Source organism: Pseudomonas resinovorans NBRC 106553, assembly GCF_000412695.1.
Lineage (GTDB): Bacteria > Pseudomonadota > Gammaproteobacteria > Pseudomonadales > Pseudomonadaceae > Metapseudomonas > Metapseudomonas resinovorans_A.
Genome location: NC_021499.1, coordinates 1,355,073 through 1,373,236, shown reverse-complemented (window position 1 = coordinate 1,373,236; position 18,164 = coordinate 1,355,073). Strand labels below are relative to the sequence as shown.

The window sequence follows — 18,164 nt, the reverse complement described above, 5'->3', positions numbered from 1 at the left end:
GCGCCAATCGCGACCTCCCTGTGAATCAGCTACTTAGCCATGGTCTAAGCTTTTTGGGCGTCCGCCGTCGCCGGAACGGGCGGCGAGCCTGAAATCAAACCGTCATCCAAGGCTTCTAGATTTGGCCTGGGTCTTGCTGATCTAGACCAACCTCAAAACCTGCTAAGGAGCTTCACATGAAACGCCTCTTGCTGGCTTCACTGATGGGAACGGCCATTACCCTGGGAACCCAGGCCATGGCGAGCGACGCAGATCTGAAGAGTCTTGAACAAGCCGCCCGCCAGGAAGGCGCAGTGAACAGCGTGGGCATGCCCGACAGCTGGGCCAACTGGAAGGACACCTGGATCGACCTCAACAAGCTGTACGGCCTCAAGCATGTCGACACTGACATGAGCTCGGCCCAGGAGATCGCCAAGTTCGCCGCCGAGAAGGACAACGCCACCGCCGATATCGGCGACGTCGGCGCGGCCTTTGGTCCCATCGCCGTCCAGCAGGGCGTGACCCAGGCCTACAAGCCGAGCACCTGGGAACAGATCCCGGTCTGGGCCAAGGACGCCGACGGCCATTGGATGCTGGCCTATACCGGCTCCATCGCCTTCATCGTCAACAAGCAGCTGGTCAAGGAAGCCCCCAAGTCCTGGGCCGACCTGAAGCAGGGCAAGTACAAGGTCGCCATCGGTGACGTCAGCGCCGCCGCCCAGGCGGTCAACGGCGTGCTGGCCGCGGCCATCGCCAACGGCGGCGACGAGACGAACATCCAGCCGGGCCTGGACTTCTTCGCCGAACTGGCCAAGCAGGGCCGCCTGTCGCTGTCCAACCCGACCATCCAGACCCTGGAGAAGGGCGAGGTGGAAGTGGGCATCGTCTGGGACTTCAACGGCCTGTCCTACCGCGACCAGATCGACCCCAGCCGCTTCGAGGTGCTGATCCCCTCCGATGGCTCGGTGATCTCCGGCTACACCACCATCATCAACAAGTACGCGAAGAACCCCAACGCCGCGAAGCTTGCCCGCGAATACATCCTCAGCGACGCCGGCCAGATCAACCTGGCCAAGGGCAACGCCCGGCCGATCCGCGCCGAGCACCTGACCCTGCCGGCCGAGGTGAAGGCCAAGCTGCTGCCCAACGAGCAGTACGCCAAGGTCCAGCCGATCAAGGATGCCAAGGCCTGGGAAAACACCTCCAAGGCGCTGCCGCAGCTGTGGCAAGAGCACGTAATCATCGAAATGGAATAAAAGCCGCCCAATCTCTGGCTGCGCTTGCTCATGCTGTGTTGAACGCGGGCTCGGACAGCGACTTGTCGCTGAACGCCCTCTGGGCGGCCCGAAAGGGCGAGTAGAACGAGTAATGCGATTTTACAGTCGTAAACTCCGCTTCCTCGCCCGCGTTCGCCTTGCCTGAGCTGCGCTCGCCGAGAGCTTGAACGGCTTTTGGAGAGAATGATGAAACGCAAAGTCATCCTCGTTCTGCTGGATGGCCTGAACTACGAGGTGGCCCGGCATGCGCTGGGCCACCTGCTGGCCTACTGCGGCGCCGGCCGCGCCGTGCTGTACAAGCTCCAGTGCGAACTGCCGGCGCTGTCCCGGCCACTCTACGAATGCATCCTCACAGGGGTGCCGCCGATCACCAGCGGCATCGTCCACAACGACGTCTCGCGCCTGTCGAGGGAGCGCAGCATCTTCCACTACGCCAGCGCCGCCGGCCTGTCCACTGCCGCGGCGGCGTACCACTGGGTCAGCGAGCTGTACAACGCATCGCCCTTCGTGGCCGCCCGCGACCGTCACACCGAGGCACCCGGCCTGCCGATCCAGCACGGCCACTTCTACTACGCCGACCACTACCCGGACTCGCACCTGTTCGCCGACGCCGAAAGCCTGCGCCTGCGCCACGACCCGGACTTCCTCCTGGTGCATCCGATGAACGTGGACGACGCCGGCCACAAGCACGGTCTGGATTCCCCGCAGTACCGCAACAGCGCGCGGGTGGCCGACATCCTCCTGGCCGAGTACCTGCAACGCTGGCTCGACGCCGGCTACCAGGTGCTGGTGACCGCCGACCATGGCATGAACAACGACCGTTCCCACAACGGCCTGCTCCCCGAGGAGCGCGAGGTGCCGCTGTTCGTCCTCGGCGACGCCTTCAGCCTGGATGCCAACGCGCAGCCGAAGCAGACCGAACTCTGCGGAACGGTCTGCGAGCTGCTCGGGGCTTCCCACGACAAGACCTTCTGCCGGGAGCTGTTGAAGTGAAGTCATCCAACCGGGGCAGATGGCTGGCACTGCTGTGCCTGTTGCCCTTCGCGCTGTTCTTCATCGCCTTCCAGATCGCGCCGCTGGCCTGGGTCGCCCTCAACAGCCTGAACAGTCCCGAGGGCTGGGGACTTGCCAACTACAGCAAGGTGTTCGGCTCCAGGTTCTATCTGCAGGCCATCAAGCACAGCCTGCAGATAGCCTTCTGGTCGAGCCTGATCGGCATAGTGGTCGCGGTGATCGGCAGTTACTCGCTGCACCGGGTGGACTCGAAGCTGCGGGACTTCGTCATGGCGTTCTCCAACATGACCAGCAACTTCGCCGGCGTGCCCCTGGCCTTCGCCTTCATCATCCTGCTGGGCTTCAACGGCGCGCTGACCATCCTGCTCAAACAGGCCGGGGTGATCGAGGACTTCAACCTCTACTCCAAGACCGGCCTGATCGTGCTCTACACCTACTTCCAGATTCCCCTGGGGGTGCTGCTGCTCTACCCGGCCTTCGACGCCCTGCGCGAGGACTGGCGCGAGTCCGCCGCACTGCTCGGCGCCAGCCCCTGGCAGTTCTGGCGGCACATCGGCCTGCCGGTGCTGACCCCTGCCCTGCTCGGCACCTTCGTCATCCTGCTGGCCAACGCCCTCGGCGCCTACGCCACGGTCTACGCCCTGACCACCGGCAACTTCAACGTGATGACCATCCGCATCGCCGCCATGGTGGCCGGCGACATCGCCCTCAACCCCAACCTGGCCAGCGCCCTGGCGATGGTGCTGGTGGGCCTGATGGCGCTGATCACCGTGGTTCATCAGTGGCTGTTGAAGAGGAGCTACCATGTCGCGCGCTGAATCCGGGCGCGGCGGCCTCTATCACCGCGTGGTGGTCTGGCTGCTGTTCCTGATCCTCCTGCTGCCGCTCGCCGGCACCCTGCTCTACTCGCTCTCCACCAGTTGGTCGGCGACCATCCTCCCCGACGGCCTGACCCTCAAGTGGTACCTGGCGCTGTGGAGCGACACGCGCTTTCTCACCGCCTTCGGCCAGTCGCTGCTGGTGTGCTTCGGCGCGCTGGCGCTGTCGGTGGTGCTGATCCTGCCGCTGCTGTTCGTGGTGAACTACCACTTCCCCAGGCTCGATGCCCTGATGAACATCCTCATCCTGCTGCCCTTCGCGGTGCCGCCGGTGGTGTCCTCGGTAGGGCTGCTGCAAGTCTACGGTTCGGGGCCGCTGGCCATGGTCGGCACGCCCTGGATCCTGATCGGCTGCTACTTCACCGTGGCCCTGCCCTTCATGTACCGCGCCATCACCAACAACCTGCAGGCGATCAACCTGCGTGACCTGATGGACGCCGCCCAGCTTCTGGGTGCCAGCACCTGGAAAGCGGCCTTCCTGGTGGTGCTGCCGAACCTGCGCAACGGCCTGATGGTGTCGCTGTTCCTGTCGTTCTCCTTCCTCTTCGGCGAGTTCGTCTTCGCCAACCTGCTGGTGGGGACCCGCTACGAGACCCTGCAGGTGTACCTGAACAACATGCGCAACAGCAGCGGCCACTTCAACAGCGCCCTGGTGATCTCCTACTTCTTCTTCGTGCTGCTGTTCACCTGGGCAGCCAACCGTCTGAACAAGGACAAGGCATGAGTTTTCTTTCCATCCGTGGCCTGCACAAGAGTTATGGCCAGACCGCGATCTTCAGCGACATCCATTGCGAGATCGGCAAGGGCGAGTTCGTCACCCTGCTCGGCCCGTCTGGCTGCGGCAAATCCACCCTGCTGCGCTGCATCGCCGGACTCACCGAGGTCAACGGCGGGCAGATCCTGCTGGACGACCAGGACCTGGTGCCGCTGTCGCCGCAGAAGCGCGGCATCGGCATGGTGTTCCAGAGCTATGCGCTGTTCCCCAACATGACGGTGCAGCAGAACGTCGCCTTCGGCCTGCGCATGCAGAAGGTCGCCCCCGCCGACAGCAAGCGCCGGGTGGACGAGGCCCTGGCGATGGTGGAGCTCGGCGACTTCGCCGCGCGCTACCCGCACCAGCTCTCCGGCGGCCAGTGCCAGCGCGTGGCCCTGGCCCGCTCGCTGGTCACCCGCCCGCGCCTGCTGCTTTTGGATGAGCCGCTGTCGGCCCTGGACGCGCGCATCCGCAAGCACCTGCGCGAACAGATCCGTGGCATCCAGCAGGAGCTCGGGCTGACCACCATCTTCGTCACCCACGACCAGGAAGAAGCGCTGACCCTGTCGGACCGCATCTTCCTGATGAACGACGGACGCATCGTCCAGAGCGGCGACGCCGAAACCCTCTACACCGCCCCGGTGAACGCCTTCGCCGCCGGCTTCATCGGCAACTACAACCTGCTCGACGCCGATGCCGCCAGCCGCCTGCTGCAACGCCCGGTGAGCGGCCGCGTCGCCATCCGCCCGGAAGCCATCGCCCTCAGCCGTGACGGCGGCATCGAGGCCGAAGTGCGCAGCCACAGCCTGCTGGGCAACGTGGTGCGCTACCGGGTCGAGGCCCGCGGCGTGGAACTGGTGGTGGACGTACTCAACCGCTCCGCCGAAGATCTGCACCCCAAGGGCCAACGCATAGGCCTGCGCATAGACGATCACGCAATACGGGAGGTGGCCTGATGGCCCTGGCAATCTTCGACCTGGACGACACCCTGATAGACGGCGACTGCGCCAGCCTGTGGAGCGAACACATGGCGGAACTGGGGTGGGTCGATGGCGAATCCTTCGTCCGCAAGGACCACGAACTCATGGCGCTCTACGCCGACGGCAAGCTGGCGATGGAGGACTACATGGCCTTCAGCCTGTCGCCGCTGGTGGGGCGCTCGGCCGAAGAAGTGGACTTCGTGGTCGGGCCTTTCATCGAGGATGTGATCGAGCCGCTGATCCACTCCGACGCCATGCGCTGCCTGGCGCGCCATCGCGAGGCCGGTGACCGGCTGCTGATCATCTCCGCCTCGGCGAGCTTCCTGGTCAGCGCCATCGCCGAGCGCCTGGGGGTGGAGGAAGTGCTGGCCATCGACCTGGAAGAACAGCACGGCCACTACAGCGGCCGCACCCGGGGCGTGCTGACCTACCGCGAAGGCAAGGTGACGCGCCTGAACGCCTGGCTGGAGGAACAGGGCGAGAGCCTGGAAGGCGCCTACTTCTATTCCGACTCGCGCAATGACCTGCCCCTGCTGACCCTGGTGGCCAACCCCAACACGGTGAACCCCGACCCGGCCCTGCGCGCCCATGCCGAAGCAGCCGGCTGGCCGATCCTGGAGTGGCGCTGAGGCCGCGCCCGTTGGGCTTCGCTGCGCTCTGCACCAACCTACGGAATCACCGTGCTTCACCCGTAGGTTGGGTAGAGGCACGAAACCCAACAAGCGGAGCCCCGTTGGAACACCCACGTTGGGCTTCGCTGCGCTCTGCACCAACCTACGGAATCACCGCGCGTCCCCGTAGGTTGGGTCGGGCGGCGTTCCGCGAGCGCAGCGAAACCCAACACTCCAGCCTTACAACAGCGTCAGGGTGTAGCTCAGGATCAGGCGGTTCTCGTCCTGGTCGCGGGCCGCGTCGCTGCGCAGCACGGCGTTACGCCAGGACAGGCCCAGGCCCTTGAGCGGGCCGTCCTGCAGCACGTAGTCGAGGCGGAAATCCCGTTCCCACTCGCCCTGGTCGCTGCCCTGGGTCTCGATGTTGCTGCCCTTGAGGTAGGTGGTCGTCGCCTTCAGGCCCGGCACGCCGACCTTGGCGAAGTCGAAGCCGTACTCGGCCACCCAGGTGCGCTCGCCGGCGCTGAGGAACTTGCCGATCTGGCGGTCGGTGATCAGGTAGGCGGTGGCGCCGTCGCCCTGGTTGAGGAAGGGGAAGGCGCTGTCGCCGGACACCTGCTGGTAGCCCAGGCTGGCCGCGTGGCCGCCGAGGGTGTAGGTGAAGAAGGCGCTCCAGGTGCGGTTGTCCACCTCGCCCTTGTTCGGGTCGTTGGATGCCCAGTTGCCGCTGCTGACGAAGCCTTCGCCACGGCCGGCGAGGCTGCTGTTCTTGCCGTCGGAGTCACTGTAGAAGTAGCGCAGGTCGGACTTCAGCGCGCCCACCGGCAGCGCCCAGTTGTGGGTCAGGCCGACGAAGTGCTGCTGGTAGAAGTCTTCCAAGTTGCCGTAGTAGTACTGAGCGAGCAGGTTGTCGCTGACCTTGTAGTCGCCGCCGGCGAAGTAGAAGGTGTTGACGAACTGACCGCTGCGGGCGTTGTTCGCGCCGGCGATCGACAGGCCACGGGCGTCGCTGGAGTTACGCCCCTTGGCGTGTTCCAGCTGGCCACCGACCAGGGTCAGGCCGGCGATCTCGTTGGAGGTGATCTGCCCGCCCTCGAAGGTCTGCGGCAGCAGGCGGCCGTCGTTGTAGGTCACCACCGGCAGCTTGGGCAGCAGGGTGCCGATGCGCCCTTCGGTCTTGGAGATACGCACCTTGCCGGTCAGGCCCAGGCTGCCAAAGTCATCCTTGGCGCGGCCGTCGTTGTCGGTGGGGAACACGGTGCCGCCGTAGTTGCTGCTGGTGGGGTTGTAGTGGCGGCCCTTGCCGGAATCCAGCTTGACGCCCAGAAGGCCCAGGGCGTCGACGCCCACGCCGACCGTGCCTTCGGTGAAGCCCGAGGCGTAGTTGAAGAGGAAGCCCTGGCCCCACTCCTCCTGCTTGGACGGCGAGGCGGTGCCTTCGCGGTTGTCCTGGTTGATGTAGAGGTTGCGCAGGGTCAGGCTGGCCTTGCTGTCTTCGATGAAACCGCCGGCGGATGCCTGCTGGGCCAGGACGGCAGCACCTGTGGCGAGACAGATGGGCGAGATTCTCATTGTTCTACTCCTGTGGATGGCTCTGCTGGTCGTATATCCGGGCTCGAATCGCTGTATTGTTTTGTATATAGCGATAGGTGAATATGCAGCGCTGGCTGGGCCAGCAAGCAATGTCCGAGAGCGGAAAGGCGTGCATCAGACCGAAACTTGACTTGAAAGTCAAATTATCACAAGAATGCCCAGCCATCGCTATATAGAAATCTACATAGCGATGCATCGCATAAGAACAACCTCGTCAGGAGTCATCCCATGAGTCATCGCCTCACCCGTGCCGCCGCCGCGCTCGCCGCTCTGTTCGCCCTGGGCAGCGCATCGGCCGCGGAAGTCCAGGTGGCCGTCGCCGCCAACTTCACCGCGCCGATCCAGGCCATCGCCAAGGATTTCGAGAAGGACACCGGCCACAAGCTGGTAGCCGCCTACGGCGCCACCGGTCAGTTCTACAACCAGATCAAGAACGGCGCGCCCTTCGAGGTGTTCCTCTCGGCCGACGACACCACGCCCGCCAAGTTGGAGAAGGAAGGCGACACCGTACCGGGCTCGCGCTTCACCTATGCCATCGGCACCCTGGTGCTGTGGTCGCCACAGGAAGGTTATGTGGATGCCAAGGGCGACGTGTTGAAGAACGGCGCCTACAAGCACCTCTCCATCGCCAACCCGAAGACCGCGCCCTACGGCCTTGCGGCCACCCAGGTGCTGGACAAGCTGGGCCTGACCGAGACCGTGAAACCCAAGCTGGTGGAAGGCCAGAACATCACCCAGGCACTGCAGTTCGTGTCCAGCGGCAACGCCGAGCTGGGCTTCGTCGCCCTGTCCCAGGTGTACAAGGATGGCAAGGTCACCAACGGATCGGCCTGGATAGTGCCGGCCGAGATGCATGAGCCGATCCGCCAGGACGCGGTGATCCTGAAGAAGGGTGAAGCCAGCCCGGCCGCCCAGGCGTTGGTGGATTACCTGAAGGGGCCGAAGGCGGCCGAGGTGATCAAGTCCTACGGCTACGAGCTGTAAGAACCCTCTGTAGGTTGGGCTGAGCTACGCGAAGCCCAACGCATCCTGGCGCAATCCTGCAGCGTTGGGCCGCGCTTCGCTTGGCACCAACCTACGACTATGGGGCTGACGACATGATCAGTCGTCGCCCTCCTCCATCGCGGCCTTCAGTGCCTCCAGCGCCGGCGCGGCGTAGATGCCCACCTCCACCGCCAGCTGCATGACCTTCTCCAGGTCGTTCTTGTAGACCAGCACGCACTGCAGCTCGTCATCCAGCGGCTCGCTGAAGTCCACCAGCACGTAGCCGCCCTGCTCCGGGTAGAGGCTGCCCATCTGCACCTGGATGCGGTTCAGCGCTTTGAGCGGCTCGACCTTCACCAGCTGCTTGGGCTTGAGCACGAAGTTCACGCTCGGACCGAAGGAGTCCACTACCTGCTGGAACAATTGGTCGTAGGTGTCGGCCTGGAACAGCACGGTGTCCGGCAGGCTGCCCACCACCACCCACTCGCCCAGGGGAATCGGGAAGTCGTCGTCGTAGTTGATGTCGGGGTTGGCGGCGAGGAAGGCGCCTTCATCGGCATAGGCCTGGGCTGCATCATCGGCGACGCGCTGGATCTCGTCCTCGGCCATGCAGCCGGAGCTGATCGCCGTGATCAATTCGATAAGTTGCTGTTTCAAGGGAAGAGCCCGCCGCGTTGTGGATCGAAGGCGCGAAGGATACCGCGAAGTCGTGGGGATGGTTGTTTGCAGATTTCCGGGGAGCCCATGTTGGATTGGCAAATTTGTGTGATGGCCATGACGCGGCTATCTGCCGGCTGATACAGCCCTCCCCCCCTCTCCCAGAGGGAGAGGGGGGACTCGCGCCGGCAGGCACGAAACGGTCTTGATGCCCGCACCAGCCTGATAGCGAGCCAAGAAGTTGAAGCCGCGCAGAGCGCCCCTTCAGGAGGCCGAGCGGAATCGCTGCGGAAGGGGTTGAGCGGCATGGATGCCGCGAGAGGCGCGCGGGGCCATGGATGGCCCCTCGCGCCGTACCCCTGGAGCAGCGATGCAGCGAGGGTACCCCGGCGAAGCCGGGGCCGGATGCAGGGGCAAGCGCTTTGCTTCCTTTGGGTGGTGCGGCATTCCGACGACTGCCAAAGGGAGTCGCCCGGGAGGGCGAAAAGAAAACCCACAGCCCACTCGGCAATGAGCTGAGCTACCGAAACGTTCCAGGCAATCAACAAAGCCATAAAAAAAGCGGAAGGCCCTCGCGAGCCCTCCGCCTCATCAGCACACCACGCTGAGTAAATCAGGTCGTACGGATCAGATGATCGAAGGCACTCAGGGAAGCCTTGGCGCCCTCGCCCACGGCGATCACGATCTGCTTGTACGGAACGGTAGTCACGTCGCCGGCGGCGAACACGCCCGGAATGTTGGTCTGGCCCTTGGCGTCGACGATGATCTCGCCGCGCGGGGACAGCTCCACCACACCCTTGAGCCACTCGCTGTTGGGCAGCAGACCGATCTGCACGAAGATGCCTTCCAGCTCCAGGGTCTGCAGCTGGTCGGTGGTGCGGTCCTTGTAGACCAGGCCGTTGACCTTCTGGCCGTCGCCCTTCACTTCCGTAGTCAGCGCGCTCTTGATCACGTTGACGTTGGGCAGGCTGGCCAGCTTCTTCTGCAGCACGGCGTCGGCACGCAGCTTGTCGTCGAACTCGATCAGGGTGACATGGGCGACGATGCCGGCCAGGTCGATGGCCGCTTCCACGCCGGAGTTGCCGCCGCCGATCACCGCCACACGCTTGCCCTTGAACAGCGGGCCGTCGCAGTGGGGGCAGTAGGCCACGCCACGACCACGGTATTCCTGCTCGCCGGGGACGTTCATTTCGCGCCAGCGGGCACCGGTGGAGAGGATCAGGGTCTTGGCCTTGAGGGCCGCGCCGCTCTCGAATCGCACCTCGTGCAGCTCACCCTCGGCCTTGGCCGGGATCAGTGCGCTGGCACGTTGCAGGTTCATGATGTCGACGTCGTACTGCTTGATGTGCTCTTCCAGGGCGCGGGCCAGTTTCGGGCCTTCGGTCTCCTGGACGGAGATGAAGTTCTCGATGGCCATGGTGTCCAGCACCTGGCCACCCAGGCGCTCGGCCGCCACACCGGTGCGGATGCCCTTGCGGGCGGCATAGATGGCCGCGGCGGCGCCAGCGGGACCACCACCGATCACCAGCACATCGAAGGCTGCCTTGGCATTGAGCTTGTCGGCATCGCGAGCGGCGGCGCCGGTGTCGATCTTGGCGAGGATTTCCTCCACGCCCATGCGGCCCTGGCTGAACAGCTCGCCGTTGAGGTAGAGGCTGGGCACCGACATGATCTGGCGCGCATCGACCTCGTCCTGGAACAGCGCGCCATCGATGGCGACGTGACGGATGTTCGGGTTGAGCACGGCCATCAGGTTCAGTGCCTGCACCACGTCGGGGCAGTTCTGGCAGGACAGCGAGAAGTAGGTTTCGAAGTTGAACTCGCCCTCGATCGCCTTGACCTGCTCGATCACGTCCTGGTCGAGCTTGGACGGGTGGCCGCCGACTTGCAGCAGGGCCAGCACCAGGGAGGTGAACTCGTGGCCCATGGGGATGCCGGCGAAGCGCAGGGAAATATCCGCGCCGGGACGGTTCAGGGAGAACGACGGGCGACGGGCGTCGCTGCCATCGGTCTTCAGGGTGATCTTGTCGGTCAGGCCGACGATGTCTTGCAGCAGCCCGAGCAGTTCGCGGGATTTGTCGCTGTCATCGAGGGACGCGACGATCTCGAACGGCTGGGAGACCTTTTCCAGGTAGGCTTTCAACTGGGTTTTGAGATTGGCGTCCAACATGGGCGATTTCCTTTCTTGCGGGCATGAGTCACCCCTCGACGGTCGTTGCCGACCGCCCGAAACGGGATGAGGGGTGTGATGCAGAGCGGACGGCTAGCGCCGTCCGCTTGGAGCAGCAGGCTTAGATTTTGCCTACGAGGTCGAGGGAGGGAGCCAGAGTGGCTTCGCCTTCCTTCCACTTGGCCGGGCAGACTTCGCCCGGGTGGGCGGCCACGTACTGGGCAGCCTTGACCTTGCGCAGCAGTTCCTGGGCGTCACGGCCGATACCACCGGCGTTGACTTCGACGATCTGGATCTTGCCTTCCGGATCGATCACGAAGGTGCCACGGTCAGCCAGGCCAGCTTCTTCGATCAGCACGTCGAAGTTCTTGGACAGGACCCAGGTGGGGTCGCCAACCAGCGGGTACTGGATCTTGCCGATGGTGTCGGAAGTGTCGTGCCAGGCTTTGTGGGTGAAGTGGGTGTCGGTGGACACGCCGTAGATCTCCACGCCCAGCTTCTGGAACTCGGCGTAGTTGTCAGCCAGGTCGCCCAGCTCGGTGGGGCAAACGAAGGTGAAGTCGGCCGGGTAGAAGAAGAATACGGACCACTTGCCTTTCAGGCTGGCTTCGGTGACTTCGACGAACTTGCCGTGGTGGTAGGCGGTTGCTTTGAAAGGTTTGACTTCGGTATTGATCAGAGACATCGCAACGTCCTCGTTGGGTTAGAAAATTTACCCGACGAAGACTATGGGGTTATTCCAAAAAGATCATATTGATTGAGGTCATCAGATCGATTGAGTACTTCAATCCTGGCCTGAACGCCACGGACCATGGGGTCTGTAGCGCTCAGGCCAGGGCCTCAGGCGAGGCTTTCGTCGAGCACCAGCACGAGTTTTCCTTCCACCTGGTTGCTCGCCAGCGCCTCGAAGGCCACCTCGGCGTCCTTGGCCGGGAAGGCCCGTTCCAGACGCGGTTGCAGTCGTCCTTCGGCGAACAGTGGCCAGACATGCTGGCGCAGTTCGCTGATGAGGTCGGCCTTGAACTGCTCGTCGCGGCTGCGCAGGGTGGAGCCGATCAGTTGCACGCGCTTGCCCAGCACCAGGGCCAGGTCCAGCTCGGCCTTGCGCCCGCCCATCAGGCCGATGTTCACCCAACGGCCATCGGTGGCGGCCAGGGCCAGGTTGAGGCTGGCGTAGTTGCCTCCCACCGGGTCGAGGATCACATCGAAGGGCCCGAAGTCCCGCAGGCTTTCCAGGCCTTCGCCGCGCAGCGCGCCACCCTGTGCGCCGAGGGATTCGCAGTAGGCCAGGCGCTCGGCGGAGCCGACGCTGACCCAGCAGGGGCTGCCAAAGGCCTTGCACAGCTGGATCGCGGCCGAACCGACACCGCTGGCGCCGGCATGCAGCAGCACCTTCTCGCCGGGCTTGAGCGCGGCCAGCTGGAACAGATTGAGCCAAGCGGTGGCATATACCTCAGGCAACGCGGCAGCCTCGGCCAGGGACAGGCCTTCGGGCACCGGCAGCACGTGACGAGCGTCCACCACCACTTCCTCGGCCATCCCGCCACCCGCCAACAGGCAGCAGACGCGGTCGCCGACACGCCAGGCACCGCTGCCGGCGCCCACCTCGACTATCACCCCGGACGCCTCCAGGCCGAGGATGTCGCTGGCCCCTGGCGGCGGCGGGTAAAGGCCCGCGCGCTGCAACAGGTCCGCACGATTCAGACCAGCGGCCGCCACGCGAATCCGCACCTGCCCGACGTCACAGGCCGGACTGGCCCGCTCCCCCCACTCCACGCGCCCTTCGACGCCTTGCAATGCCTTCACGGTGCCTCCATAGTGAGATCTGACCTGGCCCGGCGAGCTGCCGGGCCTTTGTATTGCGCCGATGGAACCTGGCGCTCTCAATTACGGCCTAATATGCGATATCACCTGTCTCGACGTCGAATCAGCATGAAGCGTTCCCTGATCAGTTCCGCCCTTGTCCTGGCCCTCAGCGTTGGCGTCATGCCACTGCAGGCCGCCACCACCGCCGCGAACAGCTGGGACGCCATCCAGCCCGACCGCGAACAGGTGATCGCCAGCCTCAACGTGGTGGAACTGCTCAAGCGTCACCACTACAACAAGCCACCGCTCAACGACGAGCGCTCGGTGAAGATCTACGAGGGCTACCTCAAGCTCCTCGACCCCGCGCGGATGTACTTCACCGCCGCCGATATCGCGGAATTCGACAAATGGCGCACGCGCTTCGACGACCTGCTGAAAAGCGGCGACCTGGAGCCCGGCTTCATCATCTACAAGCGTCACCTGGACCGTCTCAAGGAGCGCCTGGAGTTCGCCCTGGCGATGCTCGACAAGGGCGTCGACAAGATCGACTTCACCATCGACGAAAGCCTCGAGACCGACCGCGAGAAGGCGCCCTGGGCCAAGGACCGCGCCGCCCTCGACGACCTCTGGCGCAAGCGTGTGAAAGATGAAGTGCTGCGCCTGAAGCTGGCCAAGAAGGAACCCAAGGCCATCCAGGAACTGCTGGTCAAACGCTACAAGAACCAACTCGCGCGCCTCGATCAGACCCGCGGCGAGGACGTGTTCCAGGCCTACATCAACGCCTTTGCGCAGACCTACGACCCGCACACCCAGTACCTCTCCCCGGACAACGCTGAGAACTTCGACATCAACATGAGCCTGTCCCTCGAGGGCATCGGCGCAGTGCTGCAAAGCGACAACGAGTACGTCAAGGTGGTGCGCCTGGTCCCGGCCGGTCCGGCCGAGAAGAGCAAGCAGGTGGCCCCGGCGGACAAGATCGTCGGTGTCGCCCAGGGCGATGGCGAGATGGTCGACGTGATCGGCTGGCGCCTGGACGAAGTGGTCAAGCTGATCCGTGGCCCGAAAGGCTCGGTGGTGCGCCTGGAAGTGATCCCGGCGAGCAACGCGCCGAACGACCAGACCAGCAAGGTCGTCTCCATCACCCGCGAAGCCGTGAAGCTGGAAGAGCAGGCGGCGAAGAAGTCGATCCTCAACCTCGAGCATGAAGGCAGGAAGTTCAAGCTCGGCGTGATCGAGATTCCGGCCTTCTACCTGGACTTCAAGGCGTTCCGCGCCGGCGATCCCGAGTACAAGAGCACCACTCGCGACGTGAAGAAACTCCTCGGCGAGCTGCAGAAGGCCAATGTCGACGGCGTGGTCATCGACCTGCGCAACAACGGCGGCGGCTCCCTGCAGGAAGCCACCGAGCTGACCGGCCTGTTCATCGAGCAGGGCCCGACGGTCCTGGTGCGCAACAGCGACGGTCGGGTCGACGTACTGGCTGACGAGAACACCGGCACTTACTTCACCGGCCCCATGGCCGTGCTGGTCAACCGTCTCTCCGCCTCGGCCTCGGAAATCTTCGCCGGCGCCATGCAGGACTACCACCGCGCACTGATCATCGGCGGCCAGACCTTCGGCAAGGGCACGGTACAGACCATCCAGCCGCTGAACCACGGCGAACTGAAGCTGACCCTGGCCAAGTTCTACCGCGTCTCCGGCCAGAGCACCCAGCATCAGGGCGTACTGCCGGACATCGAGTACCCCGCGGTTGTGGACACCAAGCAGATCGGTGAAAGCGCCCTGCCCGAGGCCATGCCCTGGGACAGCATCCGCCCGGCGATCAAGCCCGAGATGGACCCCTTCAAGCCGTTCCTGGCTGAACTGAAGGCCCGTCACGATGCGCGCACAGCCAACGATCCGGACTTCGTCTACAGCCGTGAGCGCCTTGCGCTGGCGCAGAGCCTGATGACGGACACCGTGGTCAGCCTCAACGAAACCAAGCGTCGTGCCGAGCAGCAGGACATCGAAGCCAAGCAGCTGGCGATGGAGAACACCCGTCGCAAGGCCAAGGGTGAAGAGCTGCTGAAGGAACTCAAGCAGGAGGACGAAGATGCCCTGCCGGAAGAGGACAAGACCAAGCCGGAGGACGACGCCTACCTGAACGAAACCGGGCAGATCCTGCTGGACTTCCTGGGCTTGGACTCCGCAGTGGCGAAACACTGAAATGATGTCATAACGCCGTCACACAACTGTCGTGAAATCCGGGGGCCGCACAAGCGGCCCCTTTTCTTTGGTTCATCGCGCTTTCCCGGGGAAGGCGGCCTTGATTTTCAGGAAGAAGTAGGCCGAGTCGCGGAAGCCATAGGCCATGCGCTTGATCACTTTGATGCGGTTGTTCACCCCTTCCAGCTGGCTGGTGTGCAAGGGGAAACGGGCGCTGGCGAGGATGCCGCGCGCGTAACGCTTGAGGTTCCTGGCAAAGCGTTGGAGCGGCGCCAAGCCGCTGTCCCGGGCGTGCCGCAGCCAGGTTCGCCAGCGCCGCCAGCCGTCCTGCACACTGGGGGCGTACCAGATTTCCTTTAATGCGTCCTTGAGCACGTAGGCCGTGGCCAGTGGCTGGTTGGCCGCGAGCAATTCCTGCAACTGCACGGCCTGTCCGCCCTTGAGGTTTTCGCGATTGCGCAGCAACAGCCAGCGGCTTTGCTTGACCACCTTGCGCGCCGGTTTGTCCTGGCGCAGGAGGTTGGCCTGGTCGACCCGGATCCGGTCGATCACGTCCCGGCCGTAGCGCGCCACCACGTGGAACAGGTCGTACACCACCTCGGCCTGCGGGCAATGCCGTTTCACCTCGAGGTCGAAGGCGGTGTTCATGTCCATGGCCACCGCCTCGATCTGCCGGCAGTGCTCGCCGAGCAATTCGAAGAACGGACGGATCGCCTCACGGCTGTTGCCATGCCCGACCCACAGCACCCGCGTGCGCTCGGCATCCATGATCACCGTGGCGTAACGATGCCCCTTGTGCAGGGCAAACTCGTCCATCACCAGCCGACGCACCTCGCCTGGCTCAAACGCGCCAACCGAGGCGTCCAGGCGGCGCTTGTCGAGCGTCTTGAGCGTGTGCCAATGCAGGCCAGTGAGGCGGCTGACGTGACTGATCGGCAGCAATTGCAGCAAACCCTCGAGCCAGACGCGCAAACGCTGAGTCAGGCGTGACGCCGGCTCCAGCCAGTCGATCCGCTCGGTCACCCGCCCACAATCCAGGCAATCGACGCGACGCACCGGCAGTTGGAGCAGCACGCGCTGATCCAGCAGGTCACGGTCACGCACCTGGCGGATTCGCCGCTCGTGGATCAGCGGGCAGTCTTGGTGACAGCGGCCACATTTGGGGAGGGAGCCGGCTTGAGGTTCGAGCTCAATCAGCAGGGTGTCGTGAGTGGCTTGGCGACAGGCGACGACCTCGTAGCCTGGCCAGAACTGGGCAAGATCAATAGGATTCACGGCGGCAGCAGGGAGTGGGGGTTGGTTCGTTTGGCGACTGCCAATCTACCCACTTCCCTGACTGTCAACTCGCTCTTCCCCCTGAATCCGCGAAGAACCTTTTCTTTTCACGAGTAACAGCATGACCGTCACCGAGCAGTTGAGCGCATTGGGCATGATCCTCGCTCACGGCGACCTGCACAGCCTGTTCCAGCCTATCCTGTCGCTGTCGGAGCGACGCATCCTCGGCTATGAAGCCCTGACCCGCGGCCCGTCCAACAGCCCGTTGCACCCGCCGGTCACCCTGTTTGCCGTGGCGCGCCACGCCGGCCGCCTGAGCGAACTGGAAATGGCCTGCCGCAAGAGCGCCTGCAGCCGCTTCAAGGCGCTGGGGCTCGACGGCCTGCTGTTCCTCAACGTCTCCCCGGAATCCCTGCTGGACCCGGCGCACCAGCCGGGACGCACCCTGAAGATGCTGCAGGCCTTCGGCATCCCGCCCAGCCGGGTGGTGATCGAACTCACCGAGCAGACGCCCACCGAAGACTTCAACCTGCTCGACACCGCCTTGCACCACTATCGCGCCATGGGCTTCTCCATCGCCCTGGACGATCTCGGCGCCGGCTACTCCAGCCTGCGCCTGTGGTCGGAACTGCGCCCGGACTACGTGAAGATCGACCGCCATTTCATCGACGGCATCCACCAGGACGCGGTCAAGCGCGAGTTCGTCGAATCCATCCTGAAGATGGCCAAGGCCTCTCGCGCCCAGGTGATCGCCGAAGGCATCGAGCTTGCGGAGGAACTCGCCGTACTGGCCGAAATGGGCGTCGACCTGGTCCAGGGCTACCTGCTCGGCCGACCCCATGAAAACCCGTCCCGCGATGCCCGCGCCCTGCTGCCGGCGGTGGAATCGATCAGCAGCCTGAACGAAGAGACCAGCGACCTCGGCGCGCTGCTCAACGAGCAACCCGCCGTGCACGAGGACACGCCCATCCACCGGGTGCTGGAGGCCTTCCGTGCCCAGGCCAACCTCAATTCACTGGCGGTGCTGGACGCGCACCAGCGGCCGGTGGGCATCGTCCATCGCCACTTGCTGTCCGAAGCGCTGCTGCGCCCCTTCGCCACCGACCTGCTCACCCGCAAACCGGTGAGCAGGCTGATGAGCACGGACTTCCTCGCCGTGGAGCTGGGGCAGTCCCTGCAGCAGGTCAGCCGCCTGCTCACCAGCCGCGCGCGCCAGCGTATCGAGGAAGACTTCATCATCATCCTCGACGGCCGCTACCGGGGCCTGGGGCGGGTGATCGACGTGCTCAAGCTGATCACCGAGCTGAAGATCCAGCAGGCCCGCCACGCCAACCCGCTGACCCTGCTGCCCGGCAATGTGCCGATCCAGCAGTGCCTGACCCGCCTGCTGCATCAGCAACGCCAGGCGGTGGTCTGCTACGTGGACATCGACAGCTTCAAGCCCTTCAACGATCTCTACGGCTACGCCAAGGGCGACGAAGTGCTGCTGTGCCTCGCCCAATGCCTGAGCGAGCGGGTAGACCCCGCACGGGACTTCGTCGGCCATATCGGCGGCGACGACTTCATGCTGGTGCTGGGTTCGGAAGACTGGCGCCTGCGGCTCAACCAGCTGCTGGAGGACTTCCAGGGGCAGTGCCGGCGCTTCTATCGCAATGACCACCTGGAAGCGGGTTGCTTCGTGGCCCACAACCGCCACGGCCAGCGCGAGGAATACCCGCTGCTGTCGATATCCATAGGCGTGGTGACTCTCAAGACCGAGGATTGCAGCCAACTGGACGCGGCGCAGCTGGCGAGCCTCGCCTCGGAAGCCAAGCGCCACGCCAAGGCCATCCCCGGCTACAGCCTGCATATCATCGAAGCGGTGTGAGCTACCCAGCATTGCGGAGCCCGGTATTGGGCTTCGCTGTGCTCGTGTACGCCGCCTGGGTACATCAATGGCGTAGGTTGTGGCTGAGCTACGCGAAGCCCAACGGGCAGGGCA

At 64.4% G+C, this 18,164-nt stretch carries 15 protein-coding genes; 9 read left to right on the top strand and 6 right to left on the bottom strand.

Annotation, left to right across the window (positions count from 1 at the left end):
* The first annotated feature begins 176 nt into the window (after positions 1-176).
* The 6 genes from PCA10_RS06365 (at position 177) to PCA10_RS06340 (ending at position 5,511) form a co-directional block, all read left to right on the top strand.
* Positions 177-1,235, top strand: a complete 1,059-nt coding sequence (locus tag PCA10_RS06365) for an ABC transporter substrate-binding protein (RefSeq protein WP_016491213.1) — start codon at positions 177-179, stop codon at positions 1,233-1,235.
* A 207-nt stretch (positions 1,236-1,442) separates the two neighbouring features.
* Entirely contained in the window at positions 1,443-2,249 is an 807-nt protein-coding gene (locus PCA10_RS06360) for an alkaline phosphatase family protein (RefSeq protein WP_016491212.1), read from the top strand.
* Complete coding sequence (locus PCA10_RS06355) at positions 2,246-3,088, top strand: ABC transporter permease (RefSeq protein WP_016491211.1); 843 nt, start codon at positions 2,246-2,248, stop codon at positions 3,086-3,088. Before PCA10_RS06360 ends, PCA10_RS06355 begins: the two co-directional genes overlap by 4 nt.
* Positions 3,075-3,872: an ABC transporter permease gene (locus PCA10_RS06350; protein WP_016491210.1), complete on the top strand. Its 798-nt coding sequence runs from the start codon at positions 3,075-3,077 to the stop codon at positions 3,870-3,872. Before PCA10_RS06355 ends, PCA10_RS06350 begins: the two co-directional genes overlap by 14 nt.
* Positions 3,869-4,858: an ABC transporter ATP-binding protein gene (locus PCA10_RS06345; protein ID WP_016491209.1), complete on the top strand. Its 990-nt coding sequence runs from the start codon at positions 3,869-3,871 to the stop codon at positions 4,856-4,858. Before PCA10_RS06350 ends, PCA10_RS06345 begins: the two co-directional genes overlap by 4 nt.
* Positions 4,858-5,511, top strand: a complete 654-nt coding sequence (locus tag PCA10_RS06340; protein ID WP_016491208.1) for an HAD family hydrolase — start codon at positions 4,858-4,860, stop codon at positions 5,509-5,511. The genes PCA10_RS06345 and PCA10_RS06340 overlap by 1 nt, the downstream gene beginning before the upstream one ends.
* Positions 5,512-5,733: 222 nt before the next feature.
* Here PCA10_RS06340 and PCA10_RS06335 read toward each other — a convergent pair whose 3' ends face one another.
* Positions 5,734-7,065, bottom strand: a complete 1,332-nt coding sequence (locus PCA10_RS06335; RefSeq protein ID WP_016491207.1) for an OprD family porin — start codon at positions 7,063-7,065, stop codon at positions 5,734-5,736.
* A gap of 249 nt (positions 7,066-7,314) precedes the next feature.
* On the opposite strand from PCA10_RS06335, the gene modA reads away from it, so the two are divergent.
* The gene (gene modA, locus PCA10_RS06330; protein ID WP_016491206.1) at positions 7,315-8,070 is read left to right on the top strand and encodes a molybdate ABC transporter substrate-binding protein; all 756 of its coding nucleotides are present in this window, start codon (positions 7,315-7,317) and stop codon (positions 8,068-8,070) included.
* Between the two features lie 117 nt (positions 8,071-8,187).
* On the opposite strand, the gene PCA10_RS06325 is transcribed toward modA, so the two are convergent.
* The 4 genes from PCA10_RS06325 to PCA10_RS06310 all read right to left on the bottom strand — a co-directional run bounded on the left by PCA10_RS06325 (position 8,188) and on the right by PCA10_RS06310 (position 12,703).
* A complete protein-coding gene (locus tag PCA10_RS06325) occupies positions 8,188-8,727 on the bottom strand; it encodes a hypothetical protein (RefSeq protein ID WP_041770154.1) in 540 nt (179 codons plus the stop codon).
* Between the two features lie 613 nt (positions 8,728-9,340).
* A complete protein-coding gene (gene ahpF / locus PCA10_RS06320; protein ID WP_016491204.1) occupies positions 9,341-10,897 on the bottom strand; it encodes an alkyl hydroperoxide reductase subunit F in 1,557 nt (518 codons plus the stop codon).
* A 121-nt stretch (positions 10,898-11,018) separates the two neighbouring features.
* The gene (gene ahpC / locus PCA10_RS06315) at positions 11,019-11,582 is read right to left on the bottom strand and encodes an alkyl hydroperoxide reductase subunit C (protein ID WP_016491203.1); all 564 of its coding nucleotides are present in this window, start codon (positions 11,580-11,582) and stop codon (positions 11,019-11,021) included.
* A gap of 155 nt (positions 11,583-11,737) precedes the next feature.
* Entirely contained in the window at positions 11,738-12,703 is a 966-nt protein-coding gene (locus tag PCA10_RS06310) for an NAD(P)H-quinone oxidoreductase (protein WP_016491202.1), read from the bottom strand.
* A 126-nt stretch (positions 12,704-12,829) separates the two neighbouring features.
* Between PCA10_RS06310 and PCA10_RS06305 the strand changes: the two genes are divergently transcribed.
* Entirely contained in the window at positions 12,830-14,908 is a 2,079-nt protein-coding gene (locus PCA10_RS06305) for a carboxy terminal-processing peptidase (RefSeq protein ID WP_016491201.1), read from the top strand.
* 72 nt (positions 14,909-14,980) lie between these two features.
* On the opposite strand, the gene PCA10_RS06300 is transcribed toward PCA10_RS06305, so the two are convergent.
* Positions 14,981-16,183 carry an ISL3 family transposase gene (locus PCA10_RS06300; protein ID WP_016491200.1) on the bottom strand — a complete coding sequence of 401 codons (1,203 nt, stop codon included), beginning with the start codon at positions 16,181-16,183 and terminating at the stop codon, positions 14,981-14,983.
* A 121-nt stretch (positions 16,184-16,304) separates the two neighbouring features.
* Between PCA10_RS06300 and PCA10_RS06290 the strand changes: the two genes are divergently transcribed.
* Positions 16,305-18,050, top strand: coding sequence for a bifunctional diguanylate cyclase/phosphodiesterase (locus PCA10_RS06290; RefSeq protein WP_016491199.1), 1,746 nt, complete (start codon positions 16,305-16,307; stop codon positions 18,048-18,050).
* Positions 18,051-18,164: the final 114 nt, after the last annotated feature.